18 protein-coding genes are annotated in these 19,532 nt (G+C 41.5%); 9 read left to right on the top strand and 9 right to left on the bottom strand.

Annotated elements, in window-relative coordinates; translation table 11 throughout:
- A partial coding sequence (locus Aso01_RS10375) for a thioredoxin family protein (RefSeq protein ID WP_042065404.1) occupies window positions 1-657 on the bottom strand: 657 nt, incomplete at its 3' end.
- A 253-nt stretch (window positions 658-910) separates the two neighbouring features.
- Between Aso01_RS10375 and Aso01_RS10370 the strand changes: the two genes are divergently transcribed.
- Entirely contained in the window at window positions 911-1,117 is a 207-nt protein-coding gene (locus Aso01_RS10370; protein WP_004936538.1) for a KTSC domain-containing protein, read from the top strand.
- Window positions 1,118-1,124: 7 nt separating this feature from the next.
- Here the strand turns inward: Aso01_RS10370 and Aso01_RS10365 are convergent, their stop codons facing one another.
- The 3 genes from Aso01_RS10365 to Aso01_RS10355 form a co-directional block, all read right to left on the bottom strand.
- Window positions 1,125-1,343, bottom strand: a complete 219-nt coding sequence (locus tag Aso01_RS10365) for a DUF1653 domain-containing protein (protein WP_004936541.1) — start codon at window positions 1,341-1,343, stop codon at window positions 1,125-1,127.
- A gap of 169 nt (window positions 1,344-1,512) precedes the next feature.
- Window positions 1,513-1,956 (bottom strand): universal stress protein, encoded by a 444-nt coding sequence (locus Aso01_RS10360; protein WP_004936545.1) that lies wholly within the window; start codon window positions 1,954-1,956, stop codon window positions 1,513-1,515.
- A gap of 408 nt (window positions 1,957-2,364) precedes the next feature.
- Window positions 2,365-2,634 carry a hypothetical protein gene (locus tag Aso01_RS10355; RefSeq protein WP_004936547.1) on the bottom strand — a complete coding sequence of 90 codons (270 nt, stop codon included), beginning with the start codon at window positions 2,632-2,634 and terminating at the stop codon, window positions 2,365-2,367.
- A 419-nt stretch (window positions 2,635-3,053) separates the two neighbouring features.
- Here Aso01_RS10355 and Aso01_RS10350 point away from each other — a divergent pair, with 419 nt between their 5' ends.
- Complete coding sequence (locus Aso01_RS10350) at window positions 3,054-5,252, top strand: TonB-dependent receptor (RefSeq protein WP_004936552.1); 2,199 nt, start codon at window positions 3,054-3,056, stop codon at window positions 5,250-5,252.
- A gap of 52 nt (window positions 5,253-5,304) precedes the next feature.
- Here the strand turns inward: Aso01_RS10350 and Aso01_RS10345 are convergent, their stop codons facing one another.
- Entirely contained in the window at window positions 5,305-6,759 is a 1,455-nt protein-coding gene (locus Aso01_RS10345) for a SulP family inorganic anion transporter (protein WP_004936553.1), read from the bottom strand.
- Between the two features lie 581 nt (window positions 6,760-7,340).
- On the opposite strand from Aso01_RS10345, the gene Aso01_RS10340 reads away from it, so the two are divergent.
- The 3 genes from Aso01_RS10340 to Aso01_RS10330 all read left to right on the top strand — a co-directional run bounded on the left by Aso01_RS10340 (window position 7,341) and on the right by Aso01_RS10330 (window position 10,319).
- The gene (locus Aso01_RS10340; RefSeq protein ID WP_004936555.1) at window positions 7,341-7,544 is read left to right on the top strand and encodes a hypothetical protein; all 204 of its coding nucleotides are present in this window, start codon (window positions 7,341-7,343) and stop codon (window positions 7,542-7,544) included.
- 394 nt (window positions 7,545-7,938) lie between these two features.
- Window positions 7,939-9,258, top strand: a complete 1,320-nt coding sequence (locus tag Aso01_RS10335) for an NCS2 family permease (protein ID WP_004936556.1) — start codon at window positions 7,939-7,941, stop codon at window positions 9,256-9,258.
- A 62-nt stretch (window positions 9,259-9,320) separates the two neighbouring features.
- Entirely contained in the window at window positions 9,321-10,319 is a 999-nt protein-coding gene (locus Aso01_RS10330) for an adenosine deaminase (protein WP_004936559.1), read from the top strand.
- A gap of 38 nt (window positions 10,320-10,357) precedes the next feature.
- Here the strand turns inward: Aso01_RS10330 and Aso01_RS10325 are convergent, their stop codons facing one another.
- Window positions 10,358-10,909: a cytochrome b gene (locus Aso01_RS10325; RefSeq protein ID WP_004936560.1), complete on the bottom strand. Its 552-nt coding sequence runs from the start codon at window positions 10,907-10,909 to the stop codon at window positions 10,358-10,360.
- A gap of 200 nt (window positions 10,910-11,109) precedes the next feature.
- Between Aso01_RS10325 and Aso01_RS10320 the strand changes: the two genes are divergently transcribed.
- Together Aso01_RS10320 and rnhB are read left to right on the top strand one after the other, a co-directional pair.
- Entirely contained in the window at window positions 11,110-11,490 is a 381-nt protein-coding gene (locus Aso01_RS10320; RefSeq protein ID WP_004936563.1) for a hypothetical protein, read from the top strand.
- Between the two features lie 23 nt (window positions 11,491-11,513).
- Window positions 11,514-12,101: a ribonuclease HII gene (gene rnhB, locus Aso01_RS10315; RefSeq protein WP_004936567.1), complete on the top strand. Its 588-nt coding sequence runs from the start codon at window positions 11,514-11,516 to the stop codon at window positions 12,099-12,101.
- 72 nt (window positions 12,102-12,173) lie between these two features.
- Here rnhB and csrA read toward each other — a convergent pair whose 3' ends face one another.
- The 3 genes from csrA to alaS form a co-directional block, all read right to left on the bottom strand.
- Window positions 12,174-12,428 carry a carbon storage regulator CsrA gene (gene csrA, locus Aso01_RS10310; RefSeq protein WP_004925987.1) on the bottom strand — a complete coding sequence of 85 codons (255 nt, stop codon included), beginning with the start codon at window positions 12,426-12,428 and terminating at the stop codon, window positions 12,174-12,176.
- Between the two features lie 246 nt (window positions 12,429-12,674).
- The gene (locus Aso01_RS10305) at window positions 12,675-13,955 is read right to left on the bottom strand and encodes an aspartate kinase (RefSeq protein WP_004936569.1); all 1,281 of its coding nucleotides are present in this window, start codon (window positions 13,953-13,955) and stop codon (window positions 12,675-12,677) included.
- A gap of 65 nt (window positions 13,956-14,020) precedes the next feature.
- The gene (gene alaS / locus Aso01_RS10300; protein ID WP_004936572.1) at window positions 14,021-16,657 is read right to left on the bottom strand and encodes an alanine--tRNA ligase; all 2,637 of its coding nucleotides are present in this window, start codon (window positions 16,655-16,657) and stop codon (window positions 14,021-14,023) included.
- A gap of 466 nt (window positions 16,658-17,123) precedes the next feature.
- On the opposite strand from alaS, the gene Aso01_RS10295 reads away from it, so the two are divergent.
- Window positions 17,124-18,149 (top strand): type I glyceraldehyde-3-phosphate dehydrogenase, encoded by a 1,026-nt coding sequence (locus tag Aso01_RS10295; protein WP_004936576.1) that lies wholly within the window; start codon window positions 17,124-17,126, stop codon window positions 18,147-18,149.
- A 164-nt stretch (window positions 18,150-18,313) separates the two neighbouring features.
- On the top strand, window positions 18,314-19,480 hold the full coding sequence (locus tag Aso01_RS10290) for an ATP phosphoribosyltransferase regulatory subunit (RefSeq protein ID WP_004936579.1): 1,167 nt from the start codon (window positions 18,314-18,316) through the stop codon (window positions 19,478-19,480).
- Window positions 19,481-19,532 lie beyond the last annotated feature (52 nt).

The raw sequence follows: 19,532 nt of genomic DNA, 5'->3' as shown, positions 1-19,532 counted from the left end.
AGCACCGACCACCAGCACATCAAAGGCAGCTTTGGCATTGATGGCCGCAGCGTCTTTTTCAGCCGAATTATTGTCGAGTTTAGCTACAATTTCTTCAAGCGTCATGCGGCCCTGACCAATATGCTGACCGTTTTGGAACACCATCGGCACAGCCATGATCTTGCGTTCTTCAACCTCATCCTGGAAAAAGGCACCGTCAATCATGGTGGCTGTTGCATTCGGGTTATAAATGGCAATCAGGTTGAGGGCCTGTACCACATCTGGACAGTTATGGCAGCTTAACGACACAAATACATCAAAATGATCGCTCACCTGCAAGCCTTTAATCTGCTCTAAAAGCTCAGGCGCAACTTTAGGGGCATAGCCTGATACCTGTAGCAACGCCAGAATCAATGAGGTGAACTCATGGCCCATTGGCAAGCCAGCAAAAAACACACGTGGCTGTTCACCTGTTTTGGCAATACCAAAGCTTGGACGGCGTGGATTCTGGCCATCAAAGCGAGCCGTTACACGATCAGAGAGTTCTGCGATTTCAGTCACCAGTTCTTTGATCTTTGCGGCTTTATCCGAATCATCGAGCGCAGCAACCAGTTCGATTGGGCTTTCTAAGCGTTCTAGGTAAGTTTTAAGTTGAGTCTTGATATTTTGGTCTAACATGCCTAACAGCTCCAAAGGAGTAAATAATTTAACTTGTTGAGAAGAATAAGATAAATGCATTGATAGGGGAAACGGTATGTTTTTATCAATACAATCGGTTTTTTGAATAAATATGACTTTTAGTCAGTAAAAATTTATTTAACAGTTCATTCACTTTACAAATATTCTCTTTGTGCGCGATTCAGATTCTTGTAATGTCAAAAGAATAAAAGATGCCTAAAAAGTGATCTTTTTGTATGGAAAAGGAGCTTATATGCAGCAACTGGTGAGTGTTAAGTCATGGCAATACGATGCAATATCACGCCATCTTAAAATTTTTTATGAGAATGGTACAGGGGCCTTATACCATCCTGTACCTGTATTTATCTATGACAATTTATTACGTGCGACCGATAAAGCAGCTTTCATTCACAAGTATATTGAATTTGACTTACACTTTAATCGACTTTCGATTTTATAAGCCAGTGTTAGTCTACACAATGTAAAAACTGAAAGCGTGGTTTGATTTCGTTGTCGTGTTCTACGGTTTCAATAAACATGGTGAGCGGGCGCGCCCAAATGGAGTAATCTCCGTATAAACACTGATAAATCACCAATTCTTCTTCAGTCTCGCTGTGTTTTGCAACATGCAAAACTTGGTAAAGCTGACCTTTATAATGCTGGTATATGCCTTTACGAAGTGACATGATCGCTCGCCTTAAATACTAATGCTGTAGAAGCTACTATGTTATCGTATTCTTTACAAAGCGGGTAATCGTAGCATTCAATCGTTTGATTGAAGTGCATTAAAATTAATTAATTCGAGTTAAAAAATTCGGCTCTGACACATTAATGATGAGCAGAGCCAAATATAGTCTATTTTTTTACAATTAAAACAGGAAGTTCAGTGTTCCCTAGCACATCTTGAGCAAAGCTACCTAAGAAAAACTTTTGAACACCTTTACGACCGTGTGAGCCCATCACAATCAAATCAATCTTCAAATCTTCAGCAGCCTTAATGATACCTTCAGCAGACACTTCACCTTTTACGATCTGTGTTTCGACCTCAATACCATGCACAGTCGCAGTGCTCTTTACATGTGCCAAGGTTTCTTGTGCTTTTGCCTGTGCTTCAATGAAATAGTCTTTCATAATCGGGGATACATAGTAAAAATCGACACCGCTAAACGGATCCTCAGCCAATAAGCTAATTGCAGTCAATTTGCTACCAAAAGCTTTGGCGAGCGATGCAGCATGTTCGAAAGCTGCTAAAGAAATTTCAGAGCCGTCAACGGGAACTAAGATATGTTGGTAACTCATAATGTTTATTCCTATGTTATGCGTAATTGTTATGTAATGTGCGAAAGAGTGATTAAGTTCAGATGGACAATCCAAGCATCATCTCCCTTTAATTTTATAATAAAATCAAATACAAATAACCACAAGACCAATTACAATAAGATAAACTGAGAAAAATGATTTGAAATATCTTTTTGAATTTTGTTCATCTTCTTTTGTTTAACCTGAATGCTATCAGTTTTTTATTAAAATAATGACCGAATTCAAATTGTTAAGATAAGTAACGATAATATTTATAATCGTGCAGATACGCTGAAAAAATAACTTAAGTATCTAAAACGTCTGCAATTTAGCACGCTCGTTATTGACGGTATCTTTGAAGATTTTTAAACTCAATGCGCAGTTTAATGCGCATTGGATTTTCTAGATTTAATTAAAGCATTTGTCCCATCTTTCTAGACTAAAGCTCTGACCGACAGAGAAACGCTGGCGAATTAATTCGGGAAGGTGGCCTAAATAGCGTACATAAACTTCGGGTGTACGATCTACTTTATGCACAATAGTTAAAATTTCGTAGATGGCGGAGCTCTTATCGTGATCTAGTTCAATCCATTCGCCTACTTGAGGAGAAATACCAATCGTTTTTAATCCCAAGTTTTTCGAGGGAGACTGGCTTAGATCGATCAAAATAATATTCATCTAAATAGGTTCCTTAAATCGTTAACCGTGTTTTAACTTTTAAATTAATTATCAAGTCATAAAGTTTTTAAGGCTTATATTTATAATAAAAATAGAAGAAAAGAAAATTGCAAAAAGCTTCTTTTTTTATTTTTTTTAATTTAATTAAAATAAAAGATTTATTTGAAATATATTTTTTGATGTATTTGTATACATATATAAATCGAGATCTGTAATGAATGGATAGACTTTAAATATATATTTAAACAAATAAATGATATGTAAATGATTTAAATTCGAATTCTAGGTATAAAACCAAATAAATAATATGAGATTGGTTTGTAAGTAAAATTTAAGAAATTGTATAAAAAAAGTAATGCAAATGGGAATGTTTTTTATTAATATTTGCGCTTTGTATCCCCACTTTGGATATTGCGTCGATGATTCAGAAACGTTTTTTTAAACAGCCAGGAACCGCAGCCTTCAGATTGAGCTTGCTTAGTCTTATGATTGTGCAAATACAATACGCTTTTGCCAATCAAAATGAAGATGTTAAAAATTCGACTGCCGTGATGCCAACTCTGACGTTGGAAGCGATGAGCGAGCTTGACCCGATCAAAAGCTATGTGGATTATGCTCAAGCCAATGTGACACGAAATGGTCTAGATAAGAAAGATATACCTCAGACCATTGATACCATTGATGTGCAAAAGTATAAGATTTATGGTGCCAATGATTTAAGTGTGATGTTACAAGGTACACCGGGTGTGACCACCAATTATGATACACGCGGTGATGGGATTGTGCTTAGAGGATTCAACGCCGACACCAGCGATATATATCGAGACGGTATCCGTGACAGCGGGCAAATTCGTCGTAGTACGGCCAATATTGAACGAATTGAAATTTTAAAAGGCCCAGCTTCGGTACTTTACGGTCGTAGTGGTGGAGGTGGTGTGATCAATATGGTCAGCAAATATGCCAACTTCGATTCGAAAAGTACGGTAGGTGGCTACCTCGGCTCTTGGAACAACCGCGGAACAACGATTGATTTAAATCAGGCGATTGATCAAAACTGGGCGGTACGCCTAACCAGTGAATATGGCGAAACAGACAGCTTTAGGCGCGGAATTCAGCAACGGCAGGTGATGGCCTCACCCAGTGTGACTTATCGTAATGATGACCAGACAATCACTTGGACCACTCAATATACCTACGACAAATTGCACCGGATTCCAGACCGTGGCCCATCTTATTTTGATTTGGCAAAAAGTGGTGTGTATCCTTCAATTAAGCAAGGTTTTGCGCACGATGGTGATTATATCGATGATGAATTACACTTGATTCGCACTGATTTGAAATATCAATATGCGACCAATTGGAACTTTCATTGGGCTTTAAGTTACCGCGAAGCGTCTCAAGATTTTGATAATTATTTTGGTGGAACTTACTGCGCCACAAAAAGCGTGACATGTTTGTATCCGGGCTACATTCGTCAAAGCTATGCATGGCAACAGACCACCAATAAAACCATCACTAATACTTTTGACTTAACAGGTATGTTTAATACTGGGCGTTTCGAACATCGTGTACTGTTAGGGGCCGATGTTACTAAAGAGACACGTGAGCCAAGACTGGGGAATTATTCGAGTGGCAGTACACAGTTATATGGGTATTTCAACCCGTACACGGGTGATACCATTGAAACTTTTGATCGTGCAAATGCTCAGATCACCACTCAGAATTATAGTGAAGCATTAAATTTAGGGTTTTTTGCCCAAGATTTGATTCGCTTAAACGCTTCGTTACAACTGATGCTCGGTGCCCGATACGATATCTATGATTCATCTACACAGGTCAAAATCAGAAACAAGCTGACCGTAGATGAATACTATTCAAAATCTGAAGGCACGTTTAGTCCAAATATCGGTTTAGTTTGGCAGCCTCTCGATGCACATAGTATTTATACGTCGTATAGTCGTAGTTTTGCACCATTTGGTGGTTCAACAGGTGTGAACGCTGTTTCGAGTACTGTGGTCAATGCCGAGCCTCAATACAACGATCAATTTGAGGTTGGAATTAAAAGTGACTGGCTTGATCAGCGTTTGAGCACGCAATTTTCGGTTTATGACATTCGTAAACACAATATTCGCTATCAACCCGATGCCATTAACAACCCTGATCTGTGGGCTGTTGCAGGCGAGCATGAGGCACATGGAGCAGAATTTAGCTTTATTGGCCGATTACGCGATAACGTGTTTATCCGCGGTGGTTATGGCTATACCGATGCAAAGGTAAAAGAAAATATTCAATATCCGCTGACAGAGAATAATCCTCTAGATAAAGTCTCTAAAAACACAGCAAATCTATTTGTTCGTTATTTGCCAACTGAAAAACTGTATTTTGAGACAGGAGTAACTTATCAAGGTTCGTTTTACGCTTACCAAAATGGTAATTTAAACAGCACGCCTGTACATATCAATGGCTTTGCACGACTCGATGCAGCAATTGGCTATAGCTTTGCACCTTGGAACGTGACGCTTGCAGTAAACAATGTAACCGACAAGCAGTATTGGCGCTCGGCTGAATTACCGAGCACGCCACGCAATGTTTTATTACGCTTTGGTTATCAGTTTTAAATGAATAATCATCCATGCAGATTTAATCCTGCATGGGTGATCTTTGACGTATTTATATCTTCGAGTGGGTACCATATTGTTCAATCATGATCGAGCTAGCTTCGTTTAAACCTCTTACGCTCACCAAAACGCCATTTTTCTTGAATTTATCTACAATGCTGTCTAATGTTGCGACGGTGGTGACATCCCAGATATGTGCATGGGTCAAATCAATCACCACATGCATAACATCCTCAGAAAAATCAAATGCATGTGCAAAGCGCTCTGATGAACTAAAAAAGAGTTGACCACGTACATCATAGTGGCGAATGTTGTCTGTACGGGAGGTTTCAATATGTACATCATTTTCAAGTTTTTGTGCCAAAAATAATGCCGACAGTAAAACACCCACCAATACGCCAATCGCCAAGTTATGGGTAGCCACTACCACTACCACGGTTGCCAGCATCACCACAGTACTTGTGGTTGGGTTACGGCGAATATTTTTGACTGATCCCCAATCAAAGGTACTGATCGAAACCATGATCATGACAGCAACCAAAGCTGCCATAGGGATGATCTTGAGCCAGTCACTAATAAACACCACTAAAATCAGCAAAAACACACCCGCAACTAGGGTAGAGAGTCGAGTGCGTGCACCAGATTTTACATTAATCATCGACTGTCCAATCATGGCGCAACCGGCCATACCACCCATCATCCCCGTAACGATATTGGCAATACCTTGACCTTTGCATTCTTGATGCTTGTTGCTGGCACTGTCGGTCAGTTCATCTACAATTGTGGCGGTCATCATCGACTCGAGTAAGCCGACTGCAGCCATTGCACAGGAATAGGGCAGAATGATCCATAATGTATCAAGATCCCAAGGAATATTAGGGATAAAAAAGTGCGGTAATTGATTGGGAAGATTCCCCATATCGCCAACGGTGCGTACATCTACACCCATTAAATAGGCGATGAGAGTAATTAAAACAATACATACCAATGGGGAGGGAACAAGCTTTCCAATCACGGGCAAGTATGGAAACAAGTAAATAATGGCTAATCCAAGTGCAACGAACACATATACCCAAGATGAGACATGTATCAGTTCGGGGAGTTGAGCCATAAAAATTAAAATGGCCAGTGCGTTTACAAAACCGATTACAACCGACTTAGACACAAAGCGCATCAGCTTGGCCAGTTTCAGCTGCCCCGCAATAATTTGAATAATCCCGGTTAAAATTGTGGCTGCAAACAGATAGTCCAGTCCATGTTCTTTGACCAACGTCACCATGAGCAAAGCCATCGCGCCAGTGGCGGCTGAGATCATGGCCGGTCGACCACCTACAAATGCGATGATCACTGCCATCGAAAAAGAAGCGTAAAGACCAACCTGTGGATCGACACCTGCAATGATAGAAAAAGCGATTGCTTCAGGAATCAGTGCAAGGCCAACAACTAAACCAGCGAGAACATCTCCACGAATATTGGAGAGCCATTGCTGTTGAATTTGAGCAAACATAAAAAGCCTATAAAATTTTTTATTTCGTACAGGCTAGCGATGTGATATTTACACACGACTACACCACATCACCAGACAGTGATGATTTCAATTGATGAGAACTAAAAGAAGATCAATTAAGGTGGCGTAAGGATCATGTAAATAAATCGAGGAGGTGGGTTTTGAAGCGCGTAGGTTAACACATGCAGGTATGAAAATACAGGTTGGGCGTGCATGCTGCCAAGAAGTGCTTGAGAGGAAAAGTAAAATAAAGAGCCATATTAAAGCCTGAGCTTGAAGGAAAAATGTATATATCTTAAAAATCTACAGTGCGCTCTTTGTGATTTAATGTAATCAGAGTATGATCAACTAAGCATCGTATGATAGAGATAAAATGATGCCTTTAATGTCATGATATAAATGACAAAAATAAGACATTTGCACAGTAATAATGCGAATAAGTGTGAATTAAGTCACAAAAATGTAGTCAAAAAGTGTTGTTTTATAGTTTAATAGCGTGTCTATAAAATGGTAGGCACCAAGTGGCGTTTGCATCAGTCGATCGCCTGAAAAATTCATTTTACTGATAAGATTTTTAAGATATGAAAAAAATAGCTGCTGTGTCCGTTGTTGGGCTTGTATTGGTCTTGGGTTATGGGATCTATATAGATTCTCGTGCCAAAAAACGTCAAGAAATATTGCATATCATTAAAGATGCCGAAAAAGGTATAAAAATGATTGAAGCCAATCCGAATCATATCAATCACAAATTTCTAACTGAGCGTGCAACTCAAGAGCAGTTTTAACTTCAAAGTTGACCGTCGGGAAAAATAAGTAATTGATTTGTTGCACGATTAATTTAGAAAAACACGTATTTATAAAAAAATAAACAAAATAAAATCAATCTGTTATAATCCACCGTCAAGTATTAAGTGATTAAAAGACAGCAATTGGGGCTGAATTACTTAATCGTTAGGTTGAAAAAGCCGCATGCTCATGCGGCTTTTTTCTGTTGGGGGAGCCTTTGTCATTATCCAAAGCCAGCATACTGATTATTTTAAATAAATAATAATCAAGCTGATGGCATAGTATTTGCTCAGGCCTAAACAGATTTTTCATGTGCAATACAGTGCTTTTAACGTGGCCTGTAAACATGATCGCAGAATTACGAAATGCTCAATTTTCTCATAGGGCGATGATATGACCACTCCTAATCCTTCAGTAGGTTTGCTTGAGCGCTTGTTTAAGCTAAGCGAAAACAAGACAAACTTCAGAACTGAAGTACTTGCAGGTGTAACTACATTTTTGACCATGTGTTACATCATTATTGTAAACCCGATCATTCTTTCAGAAACGGGAATGAACTACGGTGCTGTCTTTGTTGCAACCTGTTTGGCTGCAGCAATTGGTTGTTTGGTCATGGGCTTGATTGCCAACTACCCAATCGCATTGGCACCGGGCATGGGCTTAAATGCATATTTCACCTATTCTGTATGTTTGGGTATGGGTGTGCCTTGGCAGACAGCTTTGGCTGCCGTTTTCATTTCTGGTCTTGTTTTCTTGGCGATTAGTTTCTTAAAAATCCGAGAAGCGATTGTCAATGCGATTCCAATGTCACTTAAGTTCGCTATTGGTGGCGGTATTGGTTTATTTTTGGCGCTGGTAGCACTCAAAAATGCCGGTATTATTGTAGATAATCCTGCCACACTGGTGGGGTTAGGTAATCTCAAATCTCCAACTGTCTTGTTGGCCTTTCTTGGTTTTATCATTATCGTAGTTTTGCACCAGTTAAAAGTACGTGGTGCAATTATTATCAGTATTCTGGCGATTACTGGTCTTTCCACGCTACTCGGCTTAAATGAGCTAAAAGGTGTAGTCGGTGCCATCCCATCAATTGCACCAACATTTATGCAAATGGACTTCGAAGGCCTGTTTACAGCAACCATGATTGGTGTGATTTTTGTGTTTTTCTTGGTCGATTTGTTTGATAGTACCGGAACACTTGTTGGTGTTTCGCACCGTGCCGGATTGCTCAAAGATGGTAAGCTACCACGTTTGAAAAAGGCCTTGTTTGCCGACTCAACTGCAATTGTTGCGGGTGCAGCTTTGGGAACATCTTCAACAACACCATATATCGAATCGGCATCGGGCGTAGCAGCAGGTGGGCGTACGGGTTTGACCGCAGTGGTGGTGGCTGTGCTATTTCTAGCATGCTTGTTTTTATCACCGCTTGCTCAATCTGTTCCTGGTTTTGCGACTGCACCAGCGCTACTCTTTGTCGGTGTGCTCATGATTCACGGTATTACCAATATTGATTGGGACGACATTACAGAAGCGGTACCGGCTTTCCTCACGATTGTATTTATGCCATTTACTTATTCAATTGCCGATGGTATTGCAATGGGTTTTATCAGCTATGCGATCATTAAATTGCTGACTGGTAAGGCTAAAACCGTACCATATATGGTCTGGATTGTTGCTGTGCTTTGGGTTTTCAAATTTGCAGCATTTGGCGGTTAATTTTTGTTTTAAACTAAAGGGTGTAGTGACTTACACCCTTTTTTATTTTGTAAGGAGTTTGGATGAATCAAGCAGAACTAATTCGTGCCCTGCCGAAAGCAGAATTGCATGTGCATATTGAAGGAACTTTTGAACCTGAGCTAATGTTTGAAATTGCCCAGCGTAACCATATCGATATTCCGTACCAGTCGGTTGAGGAAATCAAACAGGCGTATAACTTTCACAATCTGCAATCTTTCTTAGATATCTACTACGCGGGTGCTAACGTTCTGGTCAATGAGCGTGATTTTTATGATCTTGCTTGGGCATATTTTAAAAAATGTGCGGAAGACCGCGTGGTTCATACAGAAATATTTTTCGATCCACAAACACATACTGAGCGTGGCGTTGCTTTTGAGATTGTATTAAACGGCTTAAAACGCGCTTGTGCAGATGCGAAAGAGCAACTGGGAATTAGCTCTGAGTTGATTATGTGCTTCTTGCGCCATTTAAGCGAAGAAGACGCATTTAAAACGCTCGAACAAGCTTTACCGTATAAATCAGATATTATTGCTGTGGGCTTAGATTCAAGTGAAGTTGGACATCCTCCTTCTAAGTTCGAGCGTGTTTTTGAAAAAGCGCGTGAAGAAGGCTTCTTGGTTGTCGCACATGCTGGTGAAGAAGGGCCACCTGAATATGTATGGGAAGCTTTAGATTTACTCAAAGTGAATCGTATTGATCATGGTGTTCGTTCTGAAGAAGATCCGGCACTCATGCAACGTCTGATTCAGGAAAAAATGCCACTCACGGTGTGTCCACTCAGTAACCTCAAGCTTTGCGTTGTCGATGACATGAAGCAGCACAACATTCGCCGTTTGCTTCAGCAAGGCGTGCAGGTTACGGTGAACTCTGATGATCCGTCTTATTTTGGCGGATATATGAATGATAACTTTGTTGCCATTCAAGAGGCTTTGGATTTAAGTCAAGATGAGTTAAAGCAACTTGCGATTAACTCGTTTGAAGCGTCATTTATTGCCGATGAGCAAAAGCAAAAATGGATTGAAGAAATCAAAGCCATTTAAAAGAAAAAAGCATCCTCTCGGGATGCTTTTTTTTGTGTCTAACGTTGTCTTGTCATACTTCTGAGCACGTTATCTTTATCAATAAAATGATGTTTCAAAGCTGCCAGTAAATGCCCCACCACCAAGAATCCTGCAATCCATGAAATATAGATATGTAGAGGTTTTACAATGGCGGTGACTTCAGGATTTTCTCCAATCAATTGTGGGATATTAAATAAATAGAGTACAGGTGCAGGGTGGCCCGCACTCCAGCTGTACAAGCAGCCTGTAATCGGCATTGCAAGCAAAATAAGATACAGCGCTAAATGCCCGATATGAGCAAACGTTTTCATCGCAGGTGACATAGTCTCTGGTAACTGCGGAACAGGATGTGTATAGCGCCAAAAAAGACGTATTACCACCAGAAAAATAATCGTGGTTGCAATGTTTTTATGCAGCGTAATCACATCTCCTTTAAAGCTGCCATCGTTTTCGTAACTTAAAAAGTTGCCACTATAAAAGCCAATCATCCAAGCGGCAATAAAGATAATCGCCATAAGCCAGTGAAGTATTTGAGCAGTGCGCGTGTAATACTGAGGGGAAGAAACCATTTTTTTAAATCCCAACAAGGTCATCATTTTTATATCACCATCATAAAAAGTCTTGATGCGATTAAAAACCAAGAACTTGTAACGATGTGTCTTTTAAACAGAACGATTTGATCTGGTTGTCGGATTAAAGCGCATCACGCTATTTCATAAATAGATGGAGTTGGGCACAATACGCTATTTGAATTTTGAAGGTGAAGCACTTGAAAAAGTTAGCGCTGATGGTATTACCTGTATGTTTGATTTTTACTGCATGCACCACAATGGATACCACAGGAACAGCACAGACCTCTTCTGGTTCATCGCAACTTGGTATGGCAGCTTTAAAAGTTGCGGTCAATGTTCAGTGCCTGAATAAAATTGAAACCTTACCTGCTTGGAAAAGTGCGACCAAAGTGATGTCGAACGAGCAAAAGCAAAGCATTCAAACCGAAGTTTGCGGTTGTGTCAGTGAAAAAGCACCATATAGTGTGACCACGATGGACATTGCAACAGCCAGTCTTGACCCAGCTGCACGAGCAACTATCGTCAATCAGATTGTCACTAAAACCGTGAGTGAATGTGTGGTACAAACCTTAAATTAAACTAATCAATCTGGGGTTTTACTTTGGAACAAACCAACCTATTTGTTGCAGGAGTCGATGAGGCAGGGCGTGGCCCTTTAGTCGGTTCTGTGGTAGCGGCAGCCGTGATTTTAGATCCTGATCATCCCATTGCTGGATTGAATGATTCTAAAAAATTAACGGAAAAAAAACGTGAAAAGTTGTTTATTGAAATTCAGGAAAAAGCATTGGCTTGGTCGATTGCTGAAGCTACACATACTGAAATTGATGAGCTCAACATCCTGCAAGCTACTTTTTTAGCCATGCGACGCGCGGTTGATGGCTTGCAGCAGCAGCCCATGAAAGTGATTGTAGATGGCAATCAGATTCCAAAGGGAATGACAATTGCCTGTGAAGCGATTGTCGGTGGAGATGCAACGCATGCCGAAATTAGTGCTGCAAGTATTTTAGCCAAAGTGACTCGTGATCGTCAAATGGTTGAACTGGATCAAAAATATCCATTGTTTGGTTTTGCTAAACATAAAGGATATCCAACCAAGGTACATTTTGAGGCAATAGCTCAGTATGGTGTCATTGATGAGCACAGACGCAGTTATGCACCCGTTAAACGTGCCTTAAACCAAGACCAATAGAAAAGTGAAATTGCTAAAATGTTTAAAGCGGCTAAATTAGCCGCTTTAATTTGGGAGGGTATAAATAAAACTTTAGCGATTAAAGTTATTTTGAGAGTAGTTATCGTCTTCAAAAGAAGGCTGATAATCTTGATCTAGGTGCTGAAGATGTTCATGCATTGCGCGTTCATGTTGAATACGTTGATAAATTTCTTCACGGTGAACCGATACTTCTTTCGGTGCATTCACACCAATACGTACCTGATTCCCCTTAACACCAAGCACAGTTACACTGACTTGATCCCCAATCATTAATGTTTCCCCGACACGACGGGTAAGAATCAGCATGTTTATCTCCTTGCAAAATGCTAAACCTGCGATAGTTTTTTCAAAAAGTGAAAACACAACCTCGGAATTGAGAGAATTTTAACAGAATTATTAGAAAATGAGAATTTCTTATAAATTCTGTTGAAATTTTCTTAAAAACCTCTAGCGCTAATATAACAGAGCCACTATAAAAAACACTATAGTGGCCCTGATTTTTTGTCACGATTCTTTGAAAAGTGAACTAACTTCGGCTTAACTGGTTAATCATTAAGCACGTGCGCTGCTTTCACCATGCTCGCGGTCTAAACCAAAAGCAGTATGAAGTGTGCGCACTGCAAGCTCTAAATAATTCTCTTCAATCAAGACTGAAACTTTGATTTCAGACGTCGAAATCATCAAAATATTGATGCTTTCTTCAGCTAAAGCCATGAACATTTTACTTGCAACACCCGCATGTGAACGCATGCCTACACCCACAATCGATACTTTTACAATATCATCACGGGTTGAGACTTCACGTGCACCAATGGTTGAAGCAGTTTCTTCAAGAATTTTCTTGGCTTTAGCCAAATCACCACGGTTTACTGTAAAGGTAAAGTCGGTAGTTCCATCTTCTTCAACATTTTGAACGATCATGTCGACTTCAATGTTGGCAGCACTGATAGGAACTAAAATTTTAGCGGCGATACCCGGTTCATCTGGAACACCCAAAATAGTTAATTTTGCTTCGTCACGATTAAATGCGATACCAGAGATAATCGGTTGTTCCATTGTATCTTCCGCCTCAGTTGTGATTAGTGTACCTACGTTTTGTTTAAATTCTTCATCAAATGCACCGTCGTTGTCGTTGTCAAAGCTTGACAATACACGGAGGGGCACTTGATATTTTCCTGCAAACTCTACAGAGCGAATCTGTAGAACTTTTGAACCCAATGATGCCATTTCCAGCATTTCTTCAAAAGAAATACGATCCACTTTTTTGGCTTTTGGTGCAACACGTGGGTCTGTGGTGTAAACACCGTCCACATCGGTATAAATCTGACATTCGTCTGCTTTGAGTGCGGCAGCCAATGCAACACCTGTAGTATCTGAACCGCCACGACCTAATGTGGTCGTGTTGCCTTTTTCATCTACCCCTTGGAAACCCGCAACGACAAGAACACGTCCTTCGTCAAGATCTGCGGTCATCACGTCGGTATCAATCGATTCAATACGTGCTTTATTGTAAGCGCTGTCTGTTTTGATACCAACTTGACGACCTGTATATGATTTAGCTTCGACCCCAATCGAGTTGAGTGCCATTGCTAACATCGAAATCGTCACCTGTTCACCGGTTGAAACCATCTGGTCTAACTCGCGTGGGTCAGGGGTGTCGGTAATGGCTTTCGCGAGAGCAAGTAGGCGATTGGTTTCGCCACTCATAGCCGATACAACCACAACAACCTTGTGGCCGTGATCATGCCAACGCTTCACACGACGAGCAACATTTAAAATGCGCTCGGGAGTACCCATAGAAGTACCGCCATATTTTTGAACGATTAATGCCATAGTTGTTCCATATAAGCCATGACCCTGAGAGGCTTATTCAGGGTCAGTTACACAAAAGTGAAGTTTTAGTGCTGTTCAAGCCATGCAGGTAATGCTGCAATCACTTGCTCAAACTTCTCGTTTAGTGGCGCGCCACCTTGTGCTAAGTCAGGTTTACCACCGCCTTTGCCGCCTAGTTCGGTTGCAAGATGCTTAATGATATCGCCTGCTTTTAGATTGGCAGTGAACTGTTTAGCAACAGAGGCAATTAGGCTCACTTTGTCGCCTTCAACTCCAGCCAATACAATTACTGCATCCTCTAATTTTGATTTCACACTGTCATGTAAGTTGCGAAGTGATTTCGCATCCATATTCTGTACAGTGGTGATCAGTGTCGAACGACCTGCTACGGTCTGAACTTGGCTTAAAAGTTCAGCCGCCTGGAAGTTTGCTAACTTTTGGTTAAGCTGTTCAATTTGCTTTTGCAATGCTGATGTTTGTTCGACAGCAGCGTGAACACGTTCAACAGTTTGATCTTTTTGAGCTTTTAGTAAGCTATTAATTTGCTGAATATCAGTGTCTGCTTTTTGAATAACTTCAAGTGCCTTGGTGCCTGTAACCGCCTCAATACGACGTACACCGGCAGCCACACCGCCTTCAGATGTAATCTTAAACAAGCCGATATCGCCTGTACGCTGTACATGGATACCACCACAGAGTTCAATCGAGAAGTTGCGCTCGTCAATCACCGAACCCATTGAAAGTACGCGCACTTCATCGCCATACTTTTCACCAAAAAGCATCATCGCGCCTTTGGCTTTGGCAGATTCGATATCGAGTACTTCAACACCGACAGCAGTATTGGCAATAATTTCACGATTAACCAGTTGTTCAACTTGCTGTAATTGTTCAAAACTCACAGGTTGATCATTGGCAAAGTCAAAACGCAGGATATCGCTTGCAACCAAAGAGCCTTTTTGCTGTACATGCGTACCTAAAATTTGACGAAGGGCAGCGTGTAACAAGTGCGTAGCAGAGTGATTGCGGGCCGTTGCAGCACGCAAATCTGCTTTAACAATCGCATCAACTTGTTGAGTGGCTTTAAGGCTACCCATGGTAACAATACCTTGATGAACAAAAGCACCACCAGATTTTTTAGTGTCTTGTACTTCAAAGATACCGGTATCGTTTTTGAAAATACCTGTATCACCAATTTGGCCGCCACTTTCAGCATAAAATGGTGTCTGATTCAGCACGATTAAGGCTTCATCACCTTCTGCAATTTCGTCAACTTGTTCACCATCTTTATAGATGGCAATAATCTGGCCATGACCCGAAGTTGCATCATAACCATCAAATTGAGTTTCGCCATCAACTTTCACAATGCTGTTGTAGTCGACTGCAAACTTGCCCGCATCACGTGCGCGGCGACGCTGTGCTTCCATTTCGCGCTCGAAACCAATTTGATCGATTTCAAGATCACGTTCGCGTGCGATATCTGCGGTTAAATCTGTTGGGAAACCATAGGTGTCATATAGTTTAAAAACGGTTTCGCCTGGAATCACTTTGCCAGAAAGCTGAGCAAGTTCACCTTCAAGTAATTTAAGACCTTGCTCAAGTGTTTTGGCAAACTGTTCTTCTTCTTTAAGGAGTGTGGCTTCGATGCGTGCTTGATCGGTTTTAAGCTGTGGATAAGCGTCACCCATCACATCGATCAATGGCTGTAGCATTTTGTGGAAGAACGAGCCTGTTGCACCCAATTTGTTACCATGGCGAACTGCACGACGAATAATACGACGCAATACATAACCACGGCCTTCATTTGATGGATTTACACCATCTGCAATCAGGAAGCAGCAAGAGCGGGCATGATCGGCAACCACACGTAATGACGGTTGTCCGTTATCTTCAACGCCAATAATCTCGCAGGCAGATTTGATCAAATGCTGAAACAGGTCGATGTCGTAGTTAGAGTTGACATGTTGTAATACTGCACTGATTCGCTCAAGGCCCATGCCAGTATCAACCGCAGGTGCTGGAAGCGGATGTAAAACACCATCGGCGGTACGGTTAAACTGCATGAAGACGTTATTCCAGATTTCGATGAAACGATCGCCATCTTCTTCTGGAGAACCCGGTAAACCACCCCAAATATGATCGCCATGATCATAGAAAATTTCTGAGCAAGGACCGCAAGGGCCTGTATCACCCATGGCCCAGAAGTTGTCTGAGGCGTACTTTTCACCTTTGTTGTCGCCGATACGAATAATACGCTCAGCTGCAATACCGATGTCTTTATTCCAGATGTCGTAGGCTTCATCATCGGTGTGATAAACCGTCACATACAGTTTGTCTTTTGGTAAGCCTAACCATTGCTCGCTGGTCAGAAAATCCCATGCAAAATGCAGTGCATCACGCTTGAAATAATCACCAAAAGAAAAGTTACCGAGCATTTCAAAAAAGGTGTGATGGCGTGCGGTATAACCTACGTTATCGAGGTCATTGTGCTTGCCGCCTGCACGGACACACTTTTGTGACGATGTAGCACGAACATAATCACGTTTTTCAAGGCCCAAAAAGCAGTCTTTAAACTGGTTCATTCCGGCATTGGTAAAAAGAAGTGTTGGATCATTGGCTGGGACAAGTGAGCTCGATTCAACGCGTGTGTGGCCTTGCGATTCAAAATAACGCAAAAACGCTTCACGGATTTCAGCTGATGTCATAAAACGAGTACTCACAACCAAGTCACTCCATAAATTCTTAATAGGCTATATGCACGCAATTTGTATTGATCATCGATTTTAAACAAGCACTAAATTGCGGCGTGGCATAAATGTTAAAAGCGCTAAATTATAACGGAAAATACCTATTCGACCAATGATTTTAAAGAGAAATGATGACAAAACTGTGCAATTTAACCCCTGAACTGTGCATCTTAAATTCTCTAACTCAAGATAAGAGTTATTTTTCAATCAATTGATACAAAATTGCCTCGCTTTGTATAGCAATCTATTTGTTTGAAAAATGTGCATCTATTTTTGATATTCGCTTTTAACTCTAAAATCAGACATCAACATGGCCGGTTAAAAAATAATAAAGCAGCGTTTAAGCACAGTGGAAGGCTATCTTCAATCGGGTCAATCCATTACCATAGATGCAGTTTAAGTTTTGGTGTGTCAAGGATTTACCATGCAACGTATTGCCATTAATGGTTTTGGTCGAATTGGTCGAAATGTTCTGCGTGCTTGGTTCGAAAATCCGAAGTCGTTTAATTTTGAAATTGTGGCATTAAATGATGTAGCCGATGTGAAAACACTCGCGCATCTATTTAAGTACGATACCACGCATGGACCTTTTCATGGTCAGGTTGCCATCGAAATTGAAAATGAGCAGGTTTATTTGTCGATTCAGGCGCATGGGCGAACACTCAAAGTACAGGTGTATCGTGAAGAAGCACCTGAAAATCTGCCTTGGAAAGCGCTTGATGTGGATGTTGTACTAGAATGTACCGGATTGTTTAGATCACATGCCGATGCTATTCGGCATTTGGGCGCTGGGGCAAAACGTGTGATTATCGGTGCAGCGCCATTCGATAAAGTCGATGCAGCGATTGTGTACGGCGTCAACCACGCTGATGTAAAACCAACAGATCGAATCATTTCCAGTGTGTCCTGTACCACGCAGGCATTGGTTCCCTTGGTCAAGATTATCGATGATGCATTTGGCATCGAAACAGCACTAATGACCGAAATACATGCTGTCACTGCCGATCAGGCTGTTTTGGATCATGCACATCGGGACTTACGTCGGGCACGTGCATCGGGTCAAAATATTATTCCCACCACATCGAGTGCCTTAGGTGCATTAAAGCGTGTTTTGCCTAAAATGGAACATCGTATAGAAGGGTATTCGATTCGTGTTCCAACCATCAATGTTGCCGCGATTGATCTGAGTTTTGTGGCGCAATCTGCGGTTACGGTGCATCATTTAAATGAGGTGCTCAGTAATGCTGCGCGCCTCGACTATGCCGAAATCATGGCCGTTACCGACGAGCCGCTCGTATCGAGTGATTTTAATCATTCACCTTACTCATTGATTGTGGATTTAACCCAGACACTCGTAGTAGGGCGTCAGGCCAAGGTTTTTGCGTGGTACGATAACGAGTGGGGCTATGCAAATCGGTTGCTCGATTTGTGCGAATCCTTCCATGGTTGAGGCTTAAGCACCTGAAACAGAATTAAATTTGTGGATATGTAATAAATCCTAAAATTCTCAGGTGCATGCGTGAAAGTATCGTGCTAGACTAGGAGAAATCGGGTGTGTTCCCGATTTTTTTATGCGGGTTATATGCCGCCTTAAACAGATTTTAGGTTTGAAACATGCCGATTTCAGAGACATGGTTGCTCCCTGACGGGGTTGCAGATGTATTACCCGAACAAGCGCAAGTAATCGAAACACTTCGCCGACAAGCTCTCGATTTCCTCGCATCCCGAGGTTATCAACTGGTATATACACCATTTATCGAATATATCGAATCTTTGTCTTTATTATCAGAGTCTAACAATGACCTTGATTTGGTCACTTTTAAGGTGATCGATCAGCTTTCTGGGCGGTTGCTGGGTGTTCGTGCAGACATGACCCCACAAGTGGCACGTATTGATGCCCATGTTCGTTCAATCGACGGTGTAGCGCGCTATTGCTATGCGGGCACGGTCTTACATACAAAACCACAGAATTTCAATTCCACGCGTGCACCATTACAACTCGGTGCAGAGCTCTATGGTCATGAAAGCCTAGAAGCAGACATCGAAATGGTCGATGTGATGCTCGGGCTGATTCAGCACGCTATAAAGCTAGATGGTTTACATCTAGATCTTGGACATGTTGGACTGTTTCGTAGTCTGGTTAAACGTGCTGGCCTAAACAAGCAAACCGAACAGGATTTATCTGACTTGTATCAACGCAAGGCATTGCCGGAGCTTGAGCAAGTGACGAAAACACTGCCGTTTGGTTCGGATTTTTATGCACTCGGACGTTATGCAAGTGACTTAAATGCGCTTGAGCAGCATTTAAGCCAAGATGTGTTAAGTGACACCGCGTTTAGCCGTGCACTGCATGATTTAAAAACCACACTGACACAAATTCAAACGCGCTGGCCAAATTTACATATTGGCATTGATGTGGTTGAACTACGCAGTTACCACTATCACACAGGCCTCATGTATGCTGTTTACGCACCGAATCGTGCGGCACCGCTTGCACAAGGCGGGCGCTATGATGGCATTGGTGAGCACTTTGGTCGCGCACGTCCTGCGACAGGTTTTAGTTGTGACTTATACGCACTGTGTGGCGGGCAGTTCAAAGAGATCGATATTGTGGTGGCACCTGCTGGACAAGAACCAGCGTTACAAGCTGCAATTGCACAGGCACGTCAGAATGGATTACGCGTGATTCAACTGCTTGGCAACGACGATTTAAGTTCAGTACCTTATGCAACGCATCAGATGGTGTTTGCGCAAGCACAATGGACAATTCACAAGATTTAAGTGTTTGTTTGCCAAGCATGCAAGGCAAATAAATGTTCAATTTTAACAGCAT

The organism is Acinetobacter soli, assembly GCF_000760595.1.
Taxonomy (GTDB): domain Bacteria; phylum Pseudomonadota; class Gammaproteobacteria; order Pseudomonadales; family Moraxellaceae; genus Acinetobacter; species Acinetobacter soli.
Note: the sequence above shows the minus strand (reverse complement) of the source record. Positions and strands in the feature narration are given on the sequence as shown.